At 61.9% G+C, this 16,888-nt stretch carries 16 protein-coding genes; 9 read left to right on the forward strand and 7 right to left on the reverse strand.

From position 1 onward, the window contains the following. Positions 1-126: 126 nt before the first annotated feature. The 6 genes from aroA (at position 127) to SMD31_RS10195 (ending at position 6,773) form a co-directional block, all read left to right on the forward strand. Positions 127-1,476, forward strand: coding sequence for a 3-phosphoshikimate 1-carboxyvinyltransferase (gene aroA, locus SMD31_RS10170; RefSeq protein ID WP_320500711.1), 1,350 nt, complete (start codon positions 127-129; stop codon positions 1,474-1,476). Between the two features lie 124 nt (positions 1,477-1,600). After that, positions 1,601-2,263 (forward strand): (d)CMP kinase, encoded by a 663-nt coding sequence (gene cmk / locus SMD31_RS10175; RefSeq protein ID WP_320500712.1) that lies wholly within the window; start codon positions 1,601-1,603, stop codon positions 2,261-2,263. A 92-nt stretch (positions 2,264-2,355) separates the two neighbouring features. After that, positions 2,356-4,092 carry a 30S ribosomal protein S1 gene (gene rpsA / locus SMD31_RS10180; RefSeq protein WP_320500713.1) on the forward strand — a complete coding sequence of 579 codons (1,737 nt, stop codon included), beginning with the start codon at positions 2,356-2,358 and terminating at the stop codon, positions 4,090-4,092. Positions 4,093-4,362: 270 nt separating this feature from the next. Continuing rightward, positions 4,363-4,713, forward strand: coding sequence for an integration host factor subunit beta (ihfB, locus tag SMD31_RS10185; RefSeq protein WP_320500714.1), 351 nt, complete (start codon positions 4,363-4,365; stop codon positions 4,711-4,713). 89 nt (positions 4,714-4,802) lie between these two features. Next, the gene (locus SMD31_RS10190) at positions 4,803-5,186 is read left to right on the forward strand and encodes a LapA family protein (protein ID WP_320500715.1); all 384 of its coding nucleotides are present in this window, start codon (positions 4,803-4,805) and stop codon (positions 5,184-5,186) included. Positions 5,187-5,198: 12 nt separating this feature from the next. Continuing rightward, positions 5,199-6,773, forward strand: a complete 1,575-nt coding sequence (locus tag SMD31_RS10195) for a hypothetical protein (protein WP_320500716.1) — start codon at positions 5,199-5,201, stop codon at positions 6,771-6,773. Here SMD31_RS10195 and SMD31_RS10200 read toward each other — a convergent pair. From SMD31_RS10200 to SMD31_RS10225, 6 genes are all read right to left on the reverse strand, one after another. Further along, on the reverse strand, positions 6,752-7,924 hold the full coding sequence (locus tag SMD31_RS10200) for a glycosyltransferase family 87 protein (RefSeq protein WP_320500717.1): 1,173 nt from the start codon (positions 7,922-7,924) through the stop codon (positions 6,752-6,754). The genes SMD31_RS10195 and SMD31_RS10200 overlap by 22 nt on opposite strands. Next, entirely contained in the window at positions 7,921-9,090 is a 1,170-nt protein-coding gene (locus SMD31_RS10205) for a glycosyltransferase family 87 protein (protein ID WP_320500718.1), read from the reverse strand. The genes SMD31_RS10200 and SMD31_RS10205 overlap by 4 nt, the downstream gene beginning before the upstream one ends. 16 nt (positions 9,091-9,106) lie before the next feature. Next, positions 9,107-9,559, reverse strand: coding sequence for a GtrA family protein (locus SMD31_RS10210; protein WP_320500719.1), 453 nt, complete (start codon positions 9,557-9,559; stop codon positions 9,107-9,109). Then, on the reverse strand, positions 9,546-10,499 hold the full coding sequence (locus SMD31_RS10215) for a glycosyltransferase family 2 protein (RefSeq protein WP_320500720.1): 954 nt from the start codon (positions 10,497-10,499) through the stop codon (positions 9,546-9,548). The genes SMD31_RS10210 and SMD31_RS10215 overlap by 14 nt, the downstream gene beginning before the upstream one ends. A gap of 85 nt (positions 10,500-10,584) precedes the next feature. Continuing rightward, a complete protein-coding gene (locus tag SMD31_RS10220) occupies positions 10,585-11,772 on the reverse strand; it encodes an ROK family transcriptional regulator (protein ID WP_320500721.1) in 1,188 nt (395 codons plus the stop codon). A 47-nt stretch (positions 11,773-11,819) separates the two neighbouring features. Next, complete coding sequence (locus SMD31_RS10225) at positions 11,820-11,996, reverse strand: hypothetical protein (RefSeq protein ID WP_320500722.1); 177 nt, start codon at positions 11,994-11,996, stop codon at positions 11,820-11,822. Positions 11,997-12,097: 101 nt separating this feature from the next. On the opposite strand from SMD31_RS10225, the gene xylF reads away from it, so the two are divergent. From xylF to SMD31_RS10240, 3 genes are all read left to right on the forward strand, one after another. Continuing rightward, entirely contained in the window at positions 12,098-13,162 is a 1,065-nt protein-coding gene (gene xylF, locus SMD31_RS10230) for a D-xylose ABC transporter substrate-binding protein (protein ID WP_320500723.1), read from the forward strand. 91 nt (positions 13,163-13,253) lie between these two features. After that, positions 13,254-14,519, forward strand: a complete 1,266-nt coding sequence (locus SMD31_RS10235; RefSeq protein ID WP_320500724.1) for a sugar ABC transporter permease — start codon at positions 13,254-13,256, stop codon at positions 14,517-14,519. A 14-nt stretch (positions 14,520-14,533) separates the two neighbouring features. Then, positions 14,534-15,280: an ATP-binding cassette domain-containing protein gene (locus SMD31_RS10240; RefSeq protein ID WP_320500725.1), complete on the forward strand. Its 747-nt coding sequence runs from the start codon at positions 14,534-14,536 to the stop codon at positions 15,278-15,280. A gap of 81 nt (positions 15,281-15,361) precedes the next feature. Here SMD31_RS10240 and SMD31_RS10245 read toward each other — a convergent pair whose 3' ends face one another. Continuing rightward, positions 15,362-16,846: a PIN-like domain-containing protein gene (locus SMD31_RS10245; protein WP_320500726.1), complete on the reverse strand. Its 1,485-nt coding sequence runs from the start codon at positions 16,844-16,846 to the stop codon at positions 15,362-15,364. Positions 16,847-16,888: the final 42 nt, after the last annotated feature.

A 16,888-nucleotide genomic window follows, 5' to 3' on the forward strand; every position in this document is an offset into this window, starting at 1 on the left:
CGCGCACCCCGGCAAGGCTGATAAGCGCTGGAAATCGGGATTTCCGTTGCCCCGCCCAGCCGTGCTAGAGAAGCGCCGCGCCCGCCAGCCGGGCGAAGGCACCTTCTTTCTATGACCGGAACTGGCATGAGCAAGCATTCTTCAAACCCACGCCCCCTCACATCCGGGACCGGCGGCGGCCTCAAGGGGACCATCCGGGTGCCGGGCGACAAATCGGTGTCGCATCGCGCGCTGATGCTGGGGGCGCTGGCCCTGGGCGAGACCGAAATCCACGGCTTGCTCGAAGGCGAGGACGTGCTGCGCACCGCTGCTGCCATGCGCCTCCTCGGCGGCGAGACGGAAAAAGGTGCCGACGGCATCTGGCGCGCGCGCGGCCGCGGCAATGGTGGCCTCGCCGAAGCGGCCGATGTGCTGGATCTCGGCAACGCCGGCACCGGTACGCGTCTGCTGATGGGTCTTGTGGCGCCTTATCCCATGACGACCTTCTTCACCGGTGACGCCTCCTTGCGCTCGCGTCCCATGGCGCGCGTCAGCGATCCCTTGAGCCAGATGGGCGCCAGCTTTGTGACGCGCAGCAAGGGCCGCCCGCCTTTGGCCGTCATCGGCACCGCCACGCCGCGCCCCATCACCTATAAGCTGCCGGTCGCATCGGCCCAGGTGAAATCCGCTATTCTCCTTGCCGGTCTCAACACGCCAGGGATCACCACCGTCATCGAACCGGAAGCGACGCGCGATCATACCGAATTGATGCTGCGTGGCTTCGGCATCGAGGTGAAGGTCGAAGAAACGCCCGAAGGACGGGCCTCAGCGATCAAAGGCCAGGGTGAGCTCAAAGGCCGCAAAGTCGTGGTGCCGGGCGATCCCAGCTCGGCCGCCTTCCCCATCGTCGCCGCGTTGATTCTGCCCGGCTCCGACATCCTCATCGAGAATGTCGGCCTCAACCCGCATCGCATCGGCCTCATCGATACGCTCGTCGAGATGGGCGCCTCGATCGAGGTGAAAGACGCGCGCATCGAAGCCGGCGAGAAGGTCGGCGATCTCCACGTGAAGCACTCGCATTTGAAGGGCGTCACGGTGCCGGCGGAACGCGCACCCTCGATGATCGACGAATACCCGATCCTCTCCGTCGCCGCGGCCTTTGCCGAGGGCGAGACGAAAATGCTGGGTCTCGGTGAACTCCGCGTCAAGGAAAGCGATCGTCTGGGTGCCATGGCGCGCGGCCTTGCCGCCTGCGGTGTGGTCCTCGAAGAAGGCGAGGATTGGCTCACCGTCAAAGGCAATGGCAAGCGCCCCAAGGGTGGTGCCCATATTGCCGTCAATCTCGACCACCGTCCGGCGATGTCGTTCCTGGTGCTGGGTCTTGCCGCCGAAAAGCCGGTCAGCATCGATGACGGTGCTCCCATCGACACCTCCTTCCCCGGCTTCGTCGCCTTGATGAACGGCATGGGCGGCACGATCAGCGCGGTGACGGCATGAGTCCGGTGGCAAAGACCCCCTCACTCCACCCCCTCTCCCGCGAGGGGAGAGGGACTTTGGTCCAAACTCGGTGGAAACTCCCTCTCCCCTCGCGGGAGAGGGTCGGGGTGAGGGGGGGCTACCGATGAAGCCCTTCGTCATCGCCCTCGACGGTCCGGCCGCGGCCGGCAAGGGGACGCTCGCCAAGCGCCTGGCGGCCCATTACAACCTCGCTTATCTCGATACCGGCTCTCTCTACCGGGCCGTGGGCCTTGCGGTGCTGCGGGCGGGCGGCGATCCGACCGACGCCGGGGCCGCGACCGAAGCCGCCAAGACCCTGTCCGCCAGCCTTCTGTCCGACCCCGAATTGCGCTCGGCCAAGGCCGGAGACGCCTCTTCCAAGGTCGCTGCCATCCCCGGCGTCCGGGCGGCCCTCTTCGACTGGCAGCGTCGATTCGCTGCCGAACCACAAGCTGATGTGGATGGTCGGCCGCGTTCCGGATCTGTTCTGGATGGGCGAGACATCGGCACCGTCATCTGCCCCGAGGCGGAGGTCAAAATCTTCGTCACGGCCAGCGCCGAGGCGCGCGCCAACCGACGCCTCAAGGAGTTGCAAGCCCGGGGCGAAGAAGCTATATACGCCCGGGTTTTAGAGGATATCAGGGCCCGCGACGCCCGCGATGCAGCGCGCGCCGATGCCCCGATGAAGGCGGCCGAAGATGCCGTCCACCTCGACACCTCGGATCTCGACATCGATCAGGTCTTTGCGAAAGCCAAAGCGATCGTGGATGAGCGCCTGAAGCGCTGATCTCCTGTATCCGTTTTTTAAATGCGTACCGCCAAGACCGTCGGAGACAACCGGCTGGCCGGAAAAATGATGATGAAAGGAAACTATCTCTAATGGCTAAATCTGCTGTGGCCCGCGTTGCCACCCACGAAGTTGCTGCTGCCAAGGAAAGCTTCGCAGCCCTCCTCGAAGAAACATTGGGCTCCGCCCAGGGCCTTGAAGGCTCGGTGCTCTCTGGCACCGTCGTTGCCATCGATGGCGAATTCGCCCTGGTCGATGTGGGCCTGAAATCCGAAGGCCGCGTGGCCTTGCGTGAGTTCGGCGGCCCGGCCGGCAAGGCCGAGATCAAGATCGGCGACGTCGTCGAAGTCTATCTCGAGCGCATGGAAGACAAGAACGGCGAGGCGATGCTCTCGCGCGAGAAGGCCAAGCGCGAAGAAGCCTGGACCGCCCTCGAAAAGCAGTTCAAGGACAACCAGCGCGTCACCGGCGTGATCTTCGGTCGCGTCAAGGGCGGTTTCACCGTCGATCTCTCGGGCGCCGTGGCCTTCTTGCCGGGCAGCCAGGTCGACATCCGTCCGGTGCGCGATGTGGGTCCGCTCATGGGCACCCCGCAGCCGTTCCAGATTTTGAAGATGGACCGCGCCCGCGGCAACATCGTCGTCTCGCGTCGTGCCGTGCTCGAAGAGAGCCGCGCCGAAGCCCGCAGCGAACTGGTTGCCAACCTCAAGGAAGGCCAGGTTCTGCAGGGCGTCGTCAAGAACATCACCGATTACGGTGCGTTCGTTGATCTCGGCGGCGTCGACGGTCTGCTGCACGTCACCGACATCGCGTGGCGCCGCATCAACCATCCGTCTGAGGCCTTGCACATCGGCCAGAACGTCAACGTTCAGGTCGTGCGCTTCAACCCGGAAACCCAGCGCATCAGCCTTGGCATGAAGCAGCTTGAGGCGGATCCGTGGGAAGGCGTTGCCGCGAAGTATCCGGTCGGTGCGAAGCTCAAAGGCCGCGTCACCAACATCACCGATTACGGCGCGTTCGTCGAACTCGAGCCGGGCATCGAAGGCCTGGTCCACGTCTCCGAAATGAGCTGGACCAAGAAGAACGTGCATCCGGGTAAGATCGTCTCGACCAGCCAGGAAGTCGAAGTCATGGTGCTCGACGTTGATCCGACCAAGCGTCGCATCAGCCTCGGCCTCAAGCAGTGCATGGACAACCCGTGGTCGTCCTTCGTCGAGAAGCATCCGGCGGGGACCGAACTCGAAGGCGAGATCAAGAACATCACCGAATTCGGTCTGTTCGTGGGTCTCCCCGGCGAGATCGACGGCATGGTCCATCTCTCGGACCTCGATTGGGATCGTGCCGGCGAAGAAGCCGTGCAGGATTACAAGAAGGGCCAGATGGTCAAGGTGAAGCTCCTCGATGTCGACATCGAGAAGGAGCGCATCAGCCTTGGTATCAAGCAGCTCAAGAAGGACACCTTCGCTGAGTCGGCTGGTACGTTGAAGAAGGGCGAAGTCGTCACCTGCACCGTGACCGCGGTGACCGATGGCGGCCTCGAAGTCACCGTCGGTGACGGCGTCCCGGGCTTCATCAAGAAGGCGGACCTGTCGCGCGAGCGCACAGAGCAGCGTCCCGACCGCTTTGCGGTTGGCGAAAAGGTCGATGCGAAGATCGCCCAGGTCGACGCCAAGACCCGCAAGCTCACCTTGTCGATCAAGGCCCGCGAAGTCGAAGAGGACAAGCAGGCGATGGCCGAATTCGGTTCGTCCGATTCGGGCGCCAGCCTTGGCGACATCCTCGGTGCGGCCCTCAACAAGGCCAAGAAGAAGAAGGGCGACGACGAATAACTCGGTTTTGTCGAGTAATTTTGTTGCGCATTTGATGCTCTAAAAGCGTCAAAACGGGTTAAGACGGGCCGGAAAGGGTGACCTTTCCGGCCCGTTGCCGTTTCCAGGCCCTCTTTCGGCCAAAAAACATAGAGATATGAGCGGCTTATCCTTGACGAGGCCGATTTTTCCCGGCACGCTTCCCACACAATATGGGCAGGGGATGCGCCCATAGCCTTGGACGGACACGAAAAATGCCGTTGGGGCAGCGGGCGGATGGGGACCTTAAGCATGACCAAATCGGAATTGATTCTGCGCATCGGCGAACTCAATCCGCATCTCTATCATCGGGATGTGGAGCGGATCGTCACGGCGATCTTCGAGGAGATCACCAACGCGCTGGCGCGGCAGGATCGCGTGGAGTTGCGCGGCTTTGGCGCTTTCTCCGTGAAGCAGCGCGATGCCCGCAAGGGACGCAATCCGCGCACCGGGGAAACCGTGGCGGTTGATGAAAAGGTTGTGCCCTTTTTCAAGACCGGCAAGGAATTGCGCGACCGGCTCAACAGCCGTGCCGATGCCCCCGTTAAACCCGTGGCCGACAGCGCCGCACCCGCGCAGCCCAAGGAACCGGGCACCAATTGAACGGCAAGCCTTTCCGGCGATCCTGCGCCTGCTAGACTGATCGCAGCCGCCGCTCGGCCGCGGGACCGGCAAGCAAGGACCGTAAAGCCATGAACCGTTTCGCCTGGATCGTCACTGTCCCGATCGCTCTGCTGATCATCCTCTTTGCGCTGATGAACCGGCAGAACGTGTCGTTGAGCCTGTGGCCCTTGCCGTGGGACATCACGGCCCCGCTCTTCCTCTTTACCCTGGGCGCTGTCGTCTTCGGCTTCTTGTTTGGCGCCCTTGCGACCTGGCTCTCCGGCGGCACCACGCGCCAGAAATTGCGCGCCGCCAATCGCGCCCTCGCCGAGACCCGCGACGAGCTTGCCCATGCCAAGCGGCAGCACATGCCCAAGGACCATGTGGGCAAGACCGAGCCGGCGCCGGCACGCCCCAGGCCCGCACAACTCCCGAGCGCACAGGCACCAACCGCCCTGCCGCCGGCTGCATGAATCAGCATTTCCATGACCACGGCTGAGCCGGCCGAGCACACGCCATCGGACGCGCGCGCGTCCCGGCTCAATCTCGGCCAACGGATTGCGCCCCTTCTCATTGTCATTGCCTATCTGGCGCTGCTGGTCATCGTGGTGCGCACACGCACCTATGCCGCGACGAATCACGACGTCGCCTGGCTGATCATTTGTGCCGAGCGTTGGCTGCACGGCGCCGTCCTTGGCGTCGACCTCATGGAAATCAACCTGCCCGGCGCAATGCTGCTCTACGTGCCGCCGGTCTGGCTGGCTGACGCGACGGGCTTGCCGCAGACGACTTGCGTCGATCTGTGGGTCGGTATCGTCGCGGTGCTTGGCGCGGCTCTGGTCGCCCGCATCGTGTCGCTTCTGGATGGTCGCGTGCCCTTCAGCCGGCAGGAATTTCTGACCGGCCTCCTCCTGGCGCCAGGCTTTGCCCTGCTGCCCGGTCTCGATTTCGCGCAACGCGACCAGTTCGTCGCCATTCTGTTGCTGCCCTATGCCATTCTGACCATGGCGGGCAGCCGCTGGCGCGACGGTGCATTCCTGCGTCATGTAACGGCGGTGCTTGCAGCACTCGCAATCTGCATCAAGCCGCATTATGTCGTGCTGCTCGTTGGCGGCTTCCTGGTCCAGACCTATCGCGAAGGCTGGCGCCGTGCGCTGCTGCAGACCGACGCGTTCCTGATCGCCGCGATCGGCCTCGGCTATATCGCGCTCGTCCTCACGGTCTTTGCGCCATGGGTCGACATGGCCCGCTCGATGTCGCCTCTCTACCTTTCCTTTGGTGGCGAATTCGGCGCCATTCTGGTTGCTGCGATCCTGCCGGCGCTGCTGTTCTGCGCGGGATTATGCCTTGCCAATCTTCAGTTGGCGGGCGGTACCACGCTGCGCAACCTCCTCGTCTATGCCGGCTTGGCTCTTGTCCTCTTCGTCGTGCAAGGCAAGGGTTGGGAATATCACGCTTTGCCGATCCATCTCTTCCTGTGGGCCGGTGTCATCGTCATCTTCATTGCCAATCTGCCGGCCATCGCTGCGCGATCGAAATTCCCGGCACTGCTTGGCCTCATGCTTGTTGTCGTTCCCGTCTTGCTGACGGAATGGGCATGGCGGCTGGGCATGTATGACCGGATCCGCTATGAGCAGTTCGTGGAAGACGTGGGCATACGCCAGTTCGCCCATCCGGGCGATGCCGTGCAGTTTCTGACGCTGACACAGTCCTTGCCGTTCCCAATGGTGCTGCACGAGAAATATGTCTGGGCGCTGCGTTATCCGGCGCTTTGGCCTTTGGGCGGGATCTTCTCGCGCGCGGGCCAGAAGACGGATGTGACCGAACCCGCCAATCGCGCCGCGATCGCGCTGGTCGCGACACAGATTGCCGAAGATATCGCGCGCTATCGACCCAGGGTCATCGTCGTCGACGATCGCGAAAATCAGCCTTATCTGCCGACCAGTTTTCACTTTCTGCCGCTGTTGCGGGAGGTCGCGGCATTCGACGCCGCATGGCAGGATTACACGCGGGCCAGCGAGACCGCAGCCTATCAGATCTACGTCCGCAAGGGCCCCTGACGCGCCGCAAGGACCGTCCGGCGCAGGATCACCAGGAACAGCAGGCTGAGAAACACGGCGCCCAGCGGCGGCACCGGCAGAATCGCCAGCAGCGGCCCGATCCAGGCCAGGAGGAAGACGCCTTTCTCGGCCCAATGCCAGGTCGTGCACCGTGCTGCAAGGAGAATGGCGACCGGCACGATCATGAGGTCGTAGGTCAGCAGGTAAGGAGAGAACAAGGCCGTCGCCGACAGAGCAATGGCGATCTTCAGATCAAAGGCTACCTTCTGCCGGAACACCCACAGGCTGGCGGCTGCCACGAAGATCGCTCCCAAGGCCTGCGCCGACCACGCGGTTGCGAGCGATCCGCCCAGGAGCCGCACGGTCATGAAGTAAGTCGGCGACATGTGCTGGAAGTAGCCGCTGCCATGCTGCAGGAAGTCCATCTGCTGCGGCATGCTCTTATCGACATAAAGCGACCATCCCTCCTGCCCAACGACGGGGAGGCTGGCGACAACCAGGAGCAGCACGGTCATGCTGGCGGCAGTGAAGCTGCGCCAATAGCCGCCAGCGATCAGCAGCAGCGGCAGCAGCAGGCCCAGTTGCGGCTTGAAACTCAGCAGGCCGATCAGGATGCCGGCCAGCAGCGGCCGACGTTCAAGCAGCAACAGGCCGCCGCATAGAAGTGCTGCAGACAGAAATCCATTCTGACCCGAACAGATGTTCACGATGCTGGCGGGCGACACCAGCAAGGCGATGATGGCAGGCCAACCGACCCTTGACCGCCGCAGCCTATTGGCGAGGAACGCAAAGGTGCTGAGAAGCCAAAGCGGCAGCGCAAACCAATATGGAAACAACCCCACCGGCCACACCACGAAGATGGAACTTGGCGGATAGGGATAGGGGTTGAAGGCGAGCTTCTGTCCGATGATCTGATCGAGCGTCGGCAGAAACACAGATGAATCGAACAGTGTCAACGCGTCGCCGCGCCATAACAGAACGGCCGCACCCCAGAAGATCACGAAGTCGCGGCCGATGACCTGGCCGCGCGACATCGTGCCTTCCCAGAAGGCGCTGCTGTCCAGCGCGACGTAACAAAGACCCAGAAGCGGGATCGCTCCCAGCACCAGCCAGGGATGGAAAGGCCAGGCCGTGCCGCGCGTGGCGCTCATGCCGCGACCAGCGCGGCCGTGCGCAGCAGGAACGCGCGCCGCAGCAGGACCATGAACAGGATCGAGATGAGCAGCGGACCGATCGGCATGTCAGATGGCAGGGTAAAGGCCGGCAGCAGCCAGACAATCAGGCATGCGGCATATTCCCACCATGTTGGCGCAAAGACCGACATGGCGATGAGGATCGCCGCGCTGACGATGGTGAGGTCATAGGTCAGCGCGTAGGGCGACACCAGAAAGACCGCCACCATGGCGATCGCCGCTTTCAAGGCGTGGGGGATTGGTTGCCGGACCGCCCAGATGGCACCCGCGGCAGCGAGGATGCTGGCCGTGATCTGCAGCACCCAGGCCAGCGCCAGCGGCAGGCCCAGCAGCCGCCCCGCCATGAAATAGGTCGGCGACATGAACTGGAAGCGCCCGGTCCAATGCTGTGCGATCTCCGCCTGATAGGGGCCGCTCTTGGTCAGATAGAGCAGCCACGCTTCCGGGCCGAAGGCGAGGGCGCTGAGCAGTACCAGGACGACGACCGTCACGCAGGCCGCCATGAACGCCCGCCAATATCCACCGGCGATGAGCAGCAATGGCAGCAGCAAGCCCAGCTGCGGCTTGTAGCTCAAGAAACCGATGCAGAGCCCGGCCAGAATCTGGCGCCGCTCCAGGCACAGCAGCCCGGCGCCAAGCAGGGCGGCGGACAGAAAGCCGTTCTGGCCGCCCGCCATGTTCACGGCGCTGGCCGGGCACAGCAGCAATCCCGGCAACATCACCCAGCGCTGAGCGAGGCCCCGCCACAGCGCCAACGCCATTGCGCCGAAGGTGAAGGTCAGCCACAGCGCCAGGGACGGCAGATAGGGCAGGAGCGACAGCGGTGCCAGCACGAACAGGCTGTGCGGCGGGTAGGGGAAGGAAAGATAGGGAAAGTCCGGCCCCATCACCTGCACCAGCGCCGCCTTGAACGCTGCAGGATCGAACAGCTGCAGCACCTCGCCACGCCACAGCAGGGTCGAGGCGGTCCAGAACACGCCGAAATCGCGGTGCTCGCTGAAGACGACGTCGTCGATGGTGCGGGCATAGACCAGCGACAAGATAGGCCCGATCACGAGGGCGAGCACCCATAGCCCGATGGCCGGCGCCCCGGCCTTGCGCAGTGCTGCGATCACGCGCTTCATGCCACGGGCCCGCTGGTCATTTCCGATATGTCCAGAAGGCATGCAAGGGGAAGGTCACGAGCGGCACGGTAACGACCACGCCGATGATGCCGATCCCATAGGGCAGGCCCAGCCATTCGGCGAACCCGGAGACACAGGTCGTCACCAGCAGGCCGCACAGCGCCACGACCACGAAGCGGACCAGGCTGGCGGCACCCGGTTTCTGCGAGAAGCTCCAATAGGTATTGACCAGATAGGAGACCAGCGTCGCCAGGATGAAGGCGGTGATGTTGGCGGGCACCGGACCAACCGCGGCGCCCTCGATCAACCCGGTGGCGATCGCGGCATGCAGCAATGTCAGCATCACCCCGGTCGTGCCGAAACGAAAGGCGCGCTTCACGATCGGCAGCGCCAGGATCGCCGTCAATCCGTCCCGGTTCCAAGCCGCGCGCGTATCATCGAAGCCGGCGCGCAGCCTAGCCTTCATCATTGCCACCATGACGGCGGCGCACGATATAGGTCGGCCGCCTTTTGCTCTCCATGTAGATGCGCCCGATATATTCGCCAAGTACGCCGATGCTCACCAGTTGCAGGCTGCCGATGAACAGGATGGCGACCAGCAAGGAGGCATAGCCGGGCACGTCGACACCGATGATGAGCGTGCGCGCCACGATGAAGATGGCATAGGCCGCCGTGGCAAGTGCCCCGGCAAGGCCGATATAGGTCCACACCTTGAGCGGCACGGTGGAAAAGCTGGTGACGCCTTCGACGGCAAGGTTCCAAAGCTTCCAGCCGGAAAACTTCGTCGTGCCGCTGGCGCGTTGGCGCCGCTGGTAATCCAGCGTCACGGTTCTGAACCCGACCCAGGCAAAGAGCCCCTTCATGAAGCGCTGCTGCTCGGTCAGGGATTTCAACGCCTCGACCACGACGCGGTCCATCAGGCGGAAATCGCCGACATTCTCCGGCAGCTTCAGATGCGACAGCCGGTTATAGATGCGATAGAACCAGGCGGCCGAGTGCTGCTTCATCGGCGGATCGACGCTGCGGTCGACGCGCCGCGCCAGCACCACCTCGGCACCAGCGCGCCACGCGGCAATCATCGGCGCGATCAGCTCCGGCGGATCCTGCAGGTCGGCATCGATCGGGATGACGGCATCACCCCGGGCATGATCGATGCCGGCGGTGAGCGCCGCTTCCTTGCCGAAATTGCGCGACAGCTCGATGATGCGAAAGCGTGGGTCTTTCTTGTTCAGCGCAACCAGCCGCGCCAGCGTGTCATCCGTGCTGCCGTCATCGACGCAGACGATCTCGAAGGAGATATCGGTCAACTCGGCCAGGATTGGCACCAGGCCCTGGGCAAAGAGCTCAACATTGCTGCCTTCATTGAAGAACGGCACCACAATCGAAACAATTTTGCGCAAATCACTCATGAGCCGACAGCACCCCCCGAATGCCCGGGAACTGTAGCAGAGGGATGGGCTCAGCGCACCAGCGGCATCCGCCTCCGCGCGTCGCTTACCCGGTCCGACCGGCGTCCAGCACCTGCAGCACGATGCCGCGAATGGTGAGGTCGGCGGTCCAGGGATAGGGGCGGATCTCGGTCTGGGCCAGCAGGGTGTCGACCAAGGCCTCGTCGAGGCTGCGGCGCATTTCCGGTTCCATCTGCCCATAGCCGCGCACACCGCTTCCGGTGATGAGCACGAGATCCGGACCGATGAGGGCGATGAGGTTGGAAAGGCCATAGCCCAATGCGCGTCCAGCTTGCTGGAACAGGCTGGTGGCGACCGGGTGGCCGTTTGTCGCCAAATCGACCAGTGCCTGCATCTGTTCGTCCGAGGGGTGCAGCGCATCGGTGTTGGGTAGATCCAGCATCGAGCGCGCGTCGCGATAGAGCGCGTAATCGCCGACGAAGCTCTCGATGCAGCCGCGCCGCCCGCAATGGCACAAGGGCCCGTCGATCTGGTACTTCGTGTGGCCGAATTCCGCCCCGGCGCCGGAGCTTGCCGAATGCAGGCGCCCGCCAATGATCAGCCCCATGCCGATGCCGGTCCCCAGCATCACCACGGCCAGGTTTTCGACCGCCTGCAGTTCCGCCCGGTGCCGGATGGAAAGGGCGATGCAATCGGCATCGTTCATCGCCGTGACGGGCAAGTTGAAGCGCTGGGCCAAGGGCCCGGCGATATTGACGTTCCGCACTGTCAGTGCCGGTGACCACACCAGCGTTTCATTCTTATGCACCAAGCCCTGGACGGCGAGGCCGATACCGGCCAGCGGCCCGAAATCGCTGGGGATCGCCGCGATGCAGCCGGTGATCATCTCGCCCAGCACATCGATCAGCGCATCAGCCGACAGCTCCAGCGTGTTGAGGGCACGCGTCGTCACCTTGCCGATGCCGCCGGCAAAATCGCCCAGCGTCACCTCGATGCGGTTGATGGAGAGTTTTACCGCCACCATGCAGGCGGCGGTGGGGGTCAGCTCGATCAGCACCTTGGGTCGCCCGCGGCCGCGTTCCACATCGGTGCCCGGCACTTCGCGGATGAGGCCATCGCGGATCAGCTCGCCGGTGATGCTGGAGACGCTGGCCGGCGAGAGCGCCACGATGGTGCCGAGATCGACCCGCGCCAGCGGCCCATGCAGCCGCACCGCCTGCAGGATGCGGTGCCGGTTCTGCGGTTGGGCGTGGTCGAGATCGGCTCGGTCCATGGCGCGCGGAATATCCATGCGGGCAAGTAATGACAGGCTTTTTTATTTCATGCAGCGAATGAAATCGAGGGGAATTCGGCCCGGCATACGGCGAATTTGTACGATAAATCTTGCTGCAGTTGCGAAATAGAGGAAAGCGCTTGACGCTTGCGCGGGATGCGCGCGATATTAATTTCAATAATCGAAAATAATAGATCAGGAATCACCTGACGAAGAACCGACATGAACTTGGCCTGAACCGAAGCTGCTTCGGTTTCCGGGCCGGCATTCCTGCTCGTTATCCGCTTTGTCGCGTTAAGCGCTTTATCTCTGGGAGGAGATCCACATGAAGAACTTTCTGGCGCGCCCGTTCGGTCGGCGCGTGGCTCTTGCAATGCTCGGCGCCGGCTTGCTGGCCGGCACGTCGCTGTCGACCGCCAAGGCCGAGGACCTCGTCGTCGGCGTCAGCTGGTCAAACTTCCAGGAAGAACGCTGGAAGACCGACGAAGCGGCGATCAAGGCCGTGCTCGATGCAGCCGGCGTGAAGTACATCAGCGCCGATGCGCAGAGCAATCCCTCGAAGCAGCTCTCCGATATCGAAAGCCTCATCGCCGGCGGCGCCAACGCGCTCATCGTGCTGGCGCAGGATTCGGCCTCGATCGGCCCGGCCATCACCGCCGCCACCAATGCCGGTATCCCTGTGGTCGGCTATGACCGCCTCATCGAAGATGCCAGCGCTTACTACCTCACCTTCGACAACAAGGAAGTGGGCCGCATGCAGGCCGCGGCCGTGTTCGCGGCTCAGCCCAAGGGCAATTACGTCTTCATCAAAGGCAACCAGGCCGACCCCAATGCCGACTTCCTGCATGAAGGGCAGCTCGAAGTCCTCAAAGCCGCCATCGACAAGGGCGACATCAAGGTGGTGGGCGAGCAATATACCGAGAACTGGGAACCCGCCGTGGCCCAGCGCAACATGGAACAGATCCTCACCGCCAACGACAACAAGGTCGATGCAGTGGTTGCGTCGAATGACGGCACCGCCGGCGGCGTCGTTGCCGCGTTGACCGCGCAAGGCTTGGCCGGCATTCCGGTCTCCGGCCAGGACGGCGACAAGGCAGCGCTGAACCGCGTTGCCCTTGGTACGCAGACAGTCTCCGTCTGGAAGGACGCGCGCGAGCTTGGCAAGGCGGCGGCCACCATCGCCATCGATCTCGCCAAGGGCAAGAAGCTCGCCGAGGTGCCCGGCACCGTGCAGTGGAAGAGCCCCAAGGGCGTCGAGATGAATGCGACCTTCCTGAAGCCCGTGCCGATCACCAAGGACAATCTGGACGTCGTCATTACCGCCGGCTGGATCTCCAAGGCTGAAGCCTGCCAGGGTGCGGATGCCGGCAAGGTCCCGGCCTGCAAGTAACATTTGAACCTGCCTGTGCCGTGGTTGGCGGGCCGCCAACCACGGCATCTTTTTAGGTACATCCTTCCAAGTGAGCTGAAGAAACGACGCCATGAATGCTGTGAGAGGTTTGTTTGCGCGGCTGGAGATCGACGAGCGCCTGCTCGGCATGATCATCTGCCTCATCGGCATCTGGGTCGGGTTCCACATCCTCTCCGACGGCCGTTTCATCACGCCGCGCAATCTCTATAATCTGTCGCTGCAGACAGCCTCGGTCGCCATCATGGCGATCGGCATGGTGCTGATCATCATCATCCGCCAGATCGATCTCTCGGTCGGCTCCATGCTGGGCGTCACCGCCATGATCATCGGCGTCATCCAGACCTTCTGGCTGCCGGGTATCCTGGGTGGCGGTCACCCGCTCATCTGGATCATCGCTGCCGTGGCGGGCATTGCCATCGGCGCGGCGCTGGGCGGCATCAACGGCCTCATGGTCGGTTATCTCGGCGTGCCGTCTTTCGTGGTGACACTGGGCGGTCTCCTCATTTGGCGCGGCTGCGCCTGGTGGGTGACGCAGGGGCAAACGGTGGCGCCGCTCGACGAAACCTTCACGTTGCTGGGCGGCGGCGTCTACGGCACGATCGGCGAAACGGCCAGCTGGATCGTCGGCGTCATCGCCGCTGTCGCCATCGCCTTTGCCGCCCATCGCCGCCGCCGCCGCCACATCGCCTATGGCTTTCCCGTGCGACCGCTCTGGGCGGAGGCCGCCGTGGTCGCTGTGCAATGCCTGCTGCCCATCGGTTTTGCCGCGGTGCTCAACGCCTATGAAATGCCGGCCGTGGCCGCGCAGAAGCTCGCGGAAATGAAAGGCTGGGAAATCCCCGCTGACGGCCTCCACATCTTCATGGGCATTCCGATCCCGGTGCTGATTCTGGCGGGTCTCGCCGTCGCCGTCTCGCTCCTTCTCAACAAGACCCGCTTCGGCCGCTATGTCTTCGCCATGGGCGGCAATTTGGAGGCCGCCGAGCGCGCCGGCATCAACGTCAAGCGCATGACGGTCTGGGTGTTCGTGCTCATGGGGGCGCTTGTCGGTGTCTCGGCCATCGTCGCCTCGGCGCGCCTGCAATCGGCTGGCAATTCCATCGGCTCGCTGGATGAGCTCCGCGTCATCGCCGCGGCCGTCATCGGCGGCTGCTCCCTTGCGGGCGGTGCCGGCACCATCGCCGGTGCCATCCTCGGTGCCGTCGTCATCCAGTCTCTGCAGAGCGGCATGTCGCTCCTTGGCTATGACGCGTCCTTGCAGAACATCGTCACCGGTGCCGTTCTGGTGCTGGCGGTCTATATCGACCGCCTCTACCAGCAACGCCGCCCGTCCTGAGAGGCACGAAGACCATGGCCACTCCTCTCGTTGAAATGCGCAACATCTCGATCAGCTTCGGCGGTGTCCGCGCCGTCGACGATGTCTCGATCGATCTCTATCCCGGCGAAGTCGTGGGGCTCCTCGGCCATAACGGCGCCGGCAAATCGACCCTCATCAAGATTCTCTCCGGGGCCTATCAGGCCGATAAGGGCGAGATTCTGATCGACGGCAAGGTGGCCGATATCAAATCCTCGCGCGACGCCCGCGACCACCGCATCGAGACGATCTACCAGAACCTCGCTTTGGCCGATAACCTCGACGCCTGCGCCAATCTCTTCCTGGGGCGCGAGATGACCGCGGCTGGCTTCCTCGACGAACCGGCGATGGAAGCGGCGGCGCGAAAGGTGATCGGCAGGCTTAATCCCAATTTCAAAAAATACCACGCGCCGGTCTCGGCCCTCTCCGGCGGCCAGCGCCAATCGGTCGCCATCGCCCGCGCCGTCTATTTCGACGCCCGCATCCTCATCATGGACGAGCCGACGGCAGCCTTGGGTGTCCAGGAAACCAAGATGGTGGCCGAGCTTATCCAACAGCTCAAAAAAGAAGGGATCGGAATCTTCCTCATCAGCCACGACCTCCACGACGTCTTCGATCTCTCGGACCGTCTGTCGGTGATGAAGAACGGCAAGCTGGTCGGCACCGTGCGGACGCAGGATGTCACCAAGGACGACGTGCTGGGGATGATCATCCTGGGCAAGCAGCCGGGCGCAACCATCTAAGATGGTTGGCCTAAAAACTTCGGCATTGGTCTCATAGAGATTCTCGACGGCGTGACCGCCTGATATGCCATAATGAGCGGATTAATTCATTCCTCGGTTTGCGATTACAATCGGCTGAAAGTCATCGCCATCAATATGTCCGACTAATATGGCGTCTAAATTAAGGGCGTTAGCCGACTTTGCGAGGGCTCGTTCGACACGTCTGTAGGACTGCAATTCTTTGTCACCAAAAATAGGTCGATCGATTGCGACTACCAATCGAGCTCTTCTGATTTTCGCGTCTTTCTTCTTCTCGTTTAGTTCGTAAGCGACTCTTTGAAATGCAGGAGAGTATACGAACTGCCAAACATTACTAACTGACAATATTTGATAACCAATAGTGATGTTATCGTTGAACACAACGTAATCAAACATCCCACCGCTATAAGTGAGTACATTCTCGTAATTCTGTCGTAACCATCGGCCGACAGCGCGGGAAACTCTTTTCTTTGCATGCTCAATCGCTTCCCCTCGCTCTTTGCGCAGAGCGTCTCCAGACATAAAATCCAGAAGATCTACGTCGGTCGGAGAGATGTCATTCGTTGAGAGTCTGATTTCTTGCTCCCAAGGGAAAGCATCTTCAGCAGGCGCCGTCGTAGGTCCGTCAGAAGTTTTAGAAATTTCCTTTACCTGTTGGATGGCTTCTGGCGTGACTTCTCGTGCTCTTAGATAGTTTTCGGCATGGGTCAAAAACTGATCAGCGCTATATATCCAGAATTGCTCAGTTGAGGCTTTGAGGTTCATTTCTTGGAGCAGAGCAGTGTTCGGCCCCAGCGTTTTGCCGTCCTCCGACCACCACCAATCACGCTTATTGTCACCCGTTACAAATACGAGTTTACCAATTTGCTGTGTCTTGGCGTGATCGATTATCTGTCGCCAAATTATTAGATCTCCATGCTGCCGCTGATATGCAATATCGCGATCAAAAAAGACGCTGCCGTCTTTGCCAGCATCAGAAAACCCGGGTGGAATCTTATTTTCATAGCGATCTTTGGCGTCGACGACTAATGCGTCGAGCGCCGCCTGGTCATGGGGATGTGAACCGACCTTGCCTTCTAACAGTCTTGCGATCCGATCGCCGATTGGGTCGTCCAGGCTGATGGACGGCAGCTTTTCACATGCAATTTGTACGGCCTCACGTAGGGAATCATGCGCTTCTTGCGCAGACTTCAAACGGGCCTCCATATCCTTGACGCCTAAATTACGTTTCTCCAATTCGACAGTATTGATTTCCTCCCTTAGCTGCCCTGAAACATCGGTAATGGTCGTTAGTAATTTCCGTATCCGCGCGTTTTCTTGCTTGATACGGTTAATTCTATTGCGATGAAATTCGAGACCAACGTGATATGGAATCCATATACGTTGCCCAATTTTTTCCAGAACAGAGAAGTAGACTTCCCGAACTGCCTCCGGGTAGCTGTACAAGTTTAGCAAGACATTTGTGTCGAAAATGAAAGTGCCTTCGGCCCAAAGAGATTCAAAAGCCTCTGGCGTGGGCCGATAGTACCAAGAAAAAGAAGCTTTCATTGCCCGAGGCGGCCTTTCGAGAAACCGGTTCGTGGGACGCAA

Source organism: Dongia rigui, from assembly GCF_034044635.1.
In the GTDB taxonomy this organism is placed as follows: domain Bacteria; phylum Pseudomonadota; class Alphaproteobacteria; order Dongiales; family Dongiaceae; genus Dongia; species Dongia rigui.

Bases quoted from the DNA above. Each gene is read 5' to 3' on its own strand.
- aroA (WP_320500711.1), top strand. From the start codon at position 127: ATGAGCAAGCATTCTTCAAACCCACGCCCCCTCACATCCGGGACCGGC.
- cmk (WP_320500712.1), top strand. From the start codon at position 1,601: ATGAAGCCCTTCGTCATCGCCCTCGACGGTCCGGCCGCGGCCGGCAAG.
- rpsA (WP_320500713.1), top strand. From the start codon at position 2,356: ATGGCTAAATCTGCTGTGGCCCGCGTTGCCACCCACGAAGTTGCTGCT.
- ihfB (WP_320500714.1), top strand. From the start codon at position 4,363: ATGACCAAATCGGAATTGATTCTGCGCATCGGCGAACTCAATCCGCAT.
- SMD31_RS10190 (WP_320500715.1), top strand. From the start codon at position 4,803: ATGAACCGTTTCGCCTGGATCGTCACTGTCCCGATCGCTCTGCTGATC.
- SMD31_RS10195 (WP_320500716.1), top strand. From the start codon at position 5,199: ATGACCACGGCTGAGCCGGCCGAGCACACGCCATCGGACGCGCGCGCG.
- SMD31_RS10200 (WP_320500717.1), bottom strand. From the start codon at position 7,924: ATGAGCGCCACGCGCGGCACGGCCTGGCCTTTCCATCCCTGGCTGGTG.
- SMD31_RS10205 (WP_320500718.1), bottom strand. From the start codon at position 9,090: ATGAAGCGCGTGATCGCAGCACTGCGCAAGGCCGGGGCGCCGGCCATC.
- SMD31_RS10210 (WP_320500719.1), bottom strand. From the start codon at position 9,559: ATGATGAAGGCTAGGCTGCGCGCCGGCTTCGATGATACGCGCGCGGCT.
- SMD31_RS10215 (WP_320500720.1), bottom strand. From the start codon at position 10,499: ATGAGTGATTTGCGCAAAATTGTTTCGATTGTGGTGCCGTTCTTCAAT.
- SMD31_RS10220 (WP_320500721.1), bottom strand. From the start codon at position 11,772: ATGGACCGAGCCGATCTCGACCACGCCCAACCGCAGAACCGGCACCGC.
- SMD31_RS10225 (WP_320500722.1), bottom strand. From the start codon at position 11,996: ATGTCGGTTCTTCGTCAGGTGATTCCTGATCTATTATTTTCGATTATT.
- xylF (WP_320500723.1), top strand. From the start codon at position 12,098: ATGAAGAACTTTCTGGCGCGCCCGTTCGGTCGGCGCGTGGCTCTTGCA.
- SMD31_RS10235 (WP_320500724.1), top strand. From the start codon at position 13,254: ATGAATGCTGTGAGAGGTTTGTTTGCGCGGCTGGAGATCGACGAGCGC.
- SMD31_RS10240 (WP_320500725.1), top strand. From the start codon at position 14,534: ATGGCCACTCCTCTCGTTGAAATGCGCAACATCTCGATCAGCTTCGGC.
- SMD31_RS10245 (WP_320500726.1), bottom strand. From the start codon at position 16,846: ATGAAAGCTTCTTTTTCTTGGTACTATCGGCCCACGCCAGAGGCTTTT.